At 28.6% G+C, this 4,937-nt stretch carries 6 protein-coding genes and 1 pseudogene; all 7 read left to right on the forward strand.

The features are described 5' to 3' along the window. Positions 1-303 (forward strand): annotated as a pseudogene (locus P695_RS06205) (ISNCY family transposase); the annotation flags it as partial. A 4-nt stretch (positions 304-307) separates the two neighbouring features. Next, complete coding sequence (locus P695_RS0104695; RefSeq protein WP_028127071.1) at positions 308-685, forward strand: hypothetical protein; 378 nt, start codon at positions 308-310, stop codon at positions 683-685. Between the two features lie 37 nt (positions 686-722). Next, a complete protein-coding gene (locus tag P695_RS0104700) occupies positions 723-1,481 on the forward strand; it encodes a PP2C family protein-serine/threonine phosphatase (RefSeq protein ID WP_028127072.1) in 759 nt (252 codons plus the stop codon). Then, positions 1,481-2,596, forward strand: a complete 1,116-nt coding sequence (locus P695_RS05695) for a serine/threonine-protein kinase (RefSeq protein ID WP_051437402.1) — start codon at positions 1,481-1,483, stop codon at positions 2,594-2,596. The genes P695_RS0104700 and P695_RS05695 overlap by 1 nt, the downstream gene beginning before the upstream one ends. 3 nt (positions 2,597-2,599) lie before the next feature. Further along, positions 2,600-3,499, forward strand: coding sequence for a ribosome small subunit-dependent GTPase A (rsgA, locus tag P695_RS0104710; RefSeq protein ID WP_035026611.1), 900 nt, complete (start codon positions 2,600-2,602; stop codon positions 3,497-3,499). Further along, entirely contained in the window at positions 3,487-4,152 is a 666-nt protein-coding gene (locus P695_RS0104715; RefSeq protein ID WP_028127074.1) for a ribulose-phosphate 3-epimerase, read from the forward strand. Before rsgA ends, P695_RS0104715 begins: the two co-directional genes overlap by 13 nt. After that, positions 4,152-4,766: a thiamine diphosphokinase gene (locus P695_RS0104720; RefSeq protein WP_028127075.1), complete on the forward strand. Its 615-nt coding sequence runs from the start codon at positions 4,152-4,154 to the stop codon at positions 4,764-4,766. Before P695_RS0104715 ends, P695_RS0104720 begins: the two co-directional genes overlap by 1 nt. Positions 4,767-4,937 lie beyond the last annotated feature (171 nt).

A 4,937-nucleotide genomic window follows, 5' to 3' on the forward strand; every position in this document is an offset into this window, starting at 1 on the left:
CAAGATCATACAATTCTTTACAACGGGAATAAGTATTTCATTTGTGAAAAATTCGAACCTTTATATATTATGGCCAAAACTAAAATTATGGTCATGGAAACAGTTAGTGGTCAGCTATACTGTTCGCACAATAATCGCATTTATTTTTTAAGATTAACTAATGATGAATTACTTTACCACAACAAGAAAACATTGCCACAAGATGTTTTTGAAAACACAAAAGTCCCAAAAATGCCAAGCCCTTGACATGCTTCAAACTTCATTTTTTTCAATAAACATTCAAAATTAAAAAGATTCCTCTAATTTTTTGATTTTACTGACATTTTCGCTTGTAAACTACACAAATTTCAACTTTGATTTTGGTGATTTTATTTTACCTGCTCAAACTGATTTAAAAACATATTTAATTACCCAATTTTTAGAAAAAAATAATTTACCTTTTAATCCTGCAGAATGAAGTATTGAAGAAGTTAATCAACAATATTTACTAAGTAATCGCCGAGAAATTTACTATGGCGCAGTCCCATTAACATTTAAAAAAGTTGGTCCAGGCAAAACCAAAGTTGATCAAATTGTGGTCATTGAAAAATCAAAAGATGTCTTAATTTGGGTCTTGGTTGGATTTTTAGGATTAGTTTCTTTATGTTCATTTTTTTATCTAGTTAAAAAAATCAAAAAGAAATAGGTGTTTTTTTGTTAAAATCTATGTAATAGAGGTACAAATGAAATATAAAGCAGTTGGTCTAACAGATGTTGGCAACTATCGCAAAAACAACCAAGATAATTTTGGTTTTACCACCAACAACCAAGATGGTTTTTTTGCGATTGTTTGTGATGGGCTTGGTGGTCATATTGGTGGTGAAGTCGCTTCCAAAATTGCTGTTGATGAATTTATGAGTTTATTTAAACAAACTGATTTTTCTGCTTTAACTAATGCTGAAATTAATGTTTGATTAAGAAAAAGTATTAATAAAATTTTAAAAGTGATGAAAAGCACTGCTAATAAAAAACCAGCAATTATGGATATGGGGACAACACTAACAGCAATTCTTTTTGTTAATCACAAAGGCTTTGTAATTAACATTGGTGATTCGCGTATTCATAAATTTACCAATGATAAAATTTATCAAATTACCAAAGATCAAAATCTTTGAAATGAAACAACACAAGATGAACGCGAAAGAGTGAATAAAGCTGAAAAATTCGGTCCACGTTTGAACGAAATCACTTATTGAAAAGTTTTAACTTCAGCCCTAGGGCCAATTAAAACTTTAAAAGTTGATACATACTTAATTAATGAACCAAAAGGTTTATATTTTTTAACCAGTGATGGTATGCATGATTATCTTGATGATGAAACAACTATTGATGTTTTAGAATCAAACACAACTTTAAAGAAAAAAGCTAAAGAATTAATTAATGTGGCTAAATCTAATCTTTCCACCGATAATTTAACTATCGTTTTAGTGGAGGTTAAATAATGATTTCTAGACCAGCTAAAGATGCGATGAAAGTTGGCGATATCTTTGCAGGAAGATATTTAATTTTAGAAGAAATTGGCTATGGGGGATTTGCCTTGGTTTTTAAAGCACAAGATCTTAGTTCAACTGCTAAAACAAAACCTTTTGTCGCTTTAAAAGTGATGCAAATGGATCTTGATTCAACTCCTGAAGAACGTTTAAAAACTGAACAATCATTAAATTTAGAAAAAGATGCTTTAGCTAAATTTAGTTTTTCTGAAAATGTTGTGGGTTTGAAAAATTTTGCTCAAATTGATTCTTATTTTTACATGGTTTTAGAACTTGTTGATGGCAAACAAAATTTTAGCCAAATTTTTCAACATTATTTTAGCCAATTATCAACAAGAGAAATTATTTATTACTTTTCTCAAATTGCTCAAGGTTTATCAGAAATTCACAATGCCGGAATTACTCATCGTGATATTAAACCCGGAAACATTATGGTCACCAAAGATGAAGTGGTTAAAATTTCAGATTTTGGGATTGCCCGTTTTTTAGATATTTTGAAATATGATAATCCGGTTTTTGAATCGTTTCAAGGGACACCTAAATTTGCTTCTCCTGAACAATCATGAGACTTTAAAACTAGTTATACCCAAAGCGATATTTATTCAGTTGGAATTATGCTTTATGAGTTTTCAACTGGGGTTGCTCCTTTTGAACAATTTGTTATTTTTCCTAAAACTAACAAAGGTGATAACCAAAAACATCGCTATATTTTAAACCAACAAATCAGAGAAGAGATAGTGCGACCAAGAGTGTTTAATCCAAACATTCCCCAAGCATTAGAAAATATTATTGTTAAAGCATTAGCAAAAGATGTGAATGATCGTTTTGCAACTTTCAAAGAATTCACAGATGAATTACAACACATTTTAGATAATAACAATGCGAAAGAACTACCACTATTCAGTGAAATTAAAGACAAAAAATTTGTGAGCAAACAATTACAAAAATCACGAGAATTCAAATATAAACTTTTTTTTAAAATGTTTGAAAAGAAAATTATCATTCCATTTTGAATTTTAATTGTTGTGGTCTTTTTAGTACTCGTAATTTTGGTTTTGGCAGGTTAATTGATGAAACAAGGTGTAATTATAAAAATTGGTAGCAATACAAGTGAAGTGTTAGTGGATAACAAGATTTACCAAGCAAGTTTAAAAGGTGGAATTTTACAAACCACAATCCCAATGGTTGGTGATTTTGTTGAATTTGAAATGATTGATTCTCGTCAAATTATGATCATTAAAATTGCTCAACGCAAGAGTGAATTATATCGCCCTAAAATTGCAAATGTTGATCAAATTGGCATTGTTGCTGCTTTAAAAGAACCAAAATTAGATCACTTTGTTTTACTAAAAATGATGGCTTATTTAAATTCTCAAAATATTCAAGCATTTATCATTTTTACTAAAAAAGATTTATTAAATCACGATGATGAACAAACTAAAATGGCGATGCAATGATTTGTTAAACTCAATATTCCAATAATTGTTTTAAATAATCAAGATGTTGATCGGCAAGAATTAAATAAGTTGGAAAATATTTTAAAAGATAAAATTACGGTTTTAACTGGTCAAACAGGAGCTGGCAAATCAACAACAATTAACCACTTTTTAAAATTTGAAGACCAAATTAAAACCCAAGAGATTTCCAAAGCATTAAATCGTGGGAAACATACAACTACTTCAATTTGTTTATATCAACTACCAAAAAATATTTTAATTGGTGATACACCTGGTTTCTCTTCTTTTGAAATTAAAAACATTTCACCTGAACTAATTGCTTCAACATTTGCACCATTTCAAGAGTTGCATGCTAATTGTAAATTTAGAAATTGCTTGCATGATAATGAAATTAAATGCGCTGTCAAACAAGCATTAATAGAAGATAAATTACCAAAATTTATTTATGATGATTACATTAAAATCATTTCAGAGATAAAATTAAAAAAGGAGACAACTACATGAAAAAAATAGAAATAGCACCAAGTTTGTTATCGGCTGATTTTTATAATTTAAAAGCAGATCTACAAAGATGTCAGGAAAATAAAATTCAATGATTACACTATGATGTCATGGATTATGATTTTGTCCCCAATTTAACTTTTGGGGCCAAAATCTTACAAGATTTAACAAGCCAAACTAATTTTAAAATTGATATTCATTTCATGGTCAAAGTCAAAAGTAAAAATTTTACAGATTTTTTTACAGAATATTTGCAAACAAAACCAGCAATGATGACAATGCATCTTGAAGCAATGTCAAAAAAAGAAACTTATCAATTTATTGATCTATGCAAACAAAATCATATTTTAGCTTCTTTAGCCTTGAAACCTGGAACTAAAATTAAAGCAATTTTACCATTTCTACCTTTGCTTGATAATGTCTTAGTAATGACTGTTGAACCTGGGTTTGGTGGTCAAAAATTCATTCCAGAAGCTGCCCAAAAAATTCATGATTTAAAAATGCTAGCTTCAGAGCACAACTATCATTATACAGTTGAAGTTGATGGTGGGATTAATGAACAAACTTTTCAAGTTGTCAAAAAACATAAAGTAGATATGGCTGTGGCGGGAAGTTATTTATTCGGTCAAAAAGACTTTAGTGAAAGATTGGAAAAATTAAAATAATGAAACCAAATATTTTTATTGTCACAGCTAAAACAAATTTAAAATATAAAAAAATCCCGAATGCACTTTTTATTGGCGTTGAGCGTGGAGCTTTGGATTTAATTCATCAAGGTATTGAACCAATGATGTCGGTTGGGGATTTTGATAAAGTCACTAAAGAAGAATTAAAGGTGATTGAACAAAATTCCAAAACATTTAAATTGTATGATCGAGAAAAAGAATTTTTAGATGGCGAAATTGCTATTAAAGAAGCACTTAAATTACCGCATAATAAAATCTTTTTTGTGGCTGTGCCCACAAAAAGATATGATAAAAATTTTTCCATTTTAGATTTAGTATTTAGATATGATATTGAATTTATTAATGATGAATCTGTTATTTTTAAAATTAAAAAAGGCACAACAATCCTTGATTTTAATTTATATCAAGATATTACATATGTTTCTTTTTATGCCAAAAGCAAAACCACGATCACTTTAAAAAAATTTAAATTTGATGCTGAAGATTTGGTTTTAAAAGCTTATGAAAATAAAGCTGTTTCTAATGAATTTCTGCCCTATATCAACCCAAGCATTACAACAGATAAAGATTTGGTTTGTATTTTATCCAAATAAAAAGCGACTAATAATCGCTTTTTTCTCTCAATAGGTAAATAGAAATGTCTCAAAATTAAATTGTAAATTTATAAGTCTTGGACTCTTTTTTCATTTTATTTAAAAATAAAAAAACAACACTTGAAAGTGTGAACATCTAAAATAAAGTAGACACAAAAAAACAACATTTTT

This window comes from Williamsoniiplasma lucivorax ATCC 49196 (assembly GCF_000518285.1).
Lineage (GTDB): Bacteria > Bacillota_I > Bacilli_A > Mycoplasmatales > Mycoplasmataceae > Williamsoniiplasma > Williamsoniiplasma lucivorax.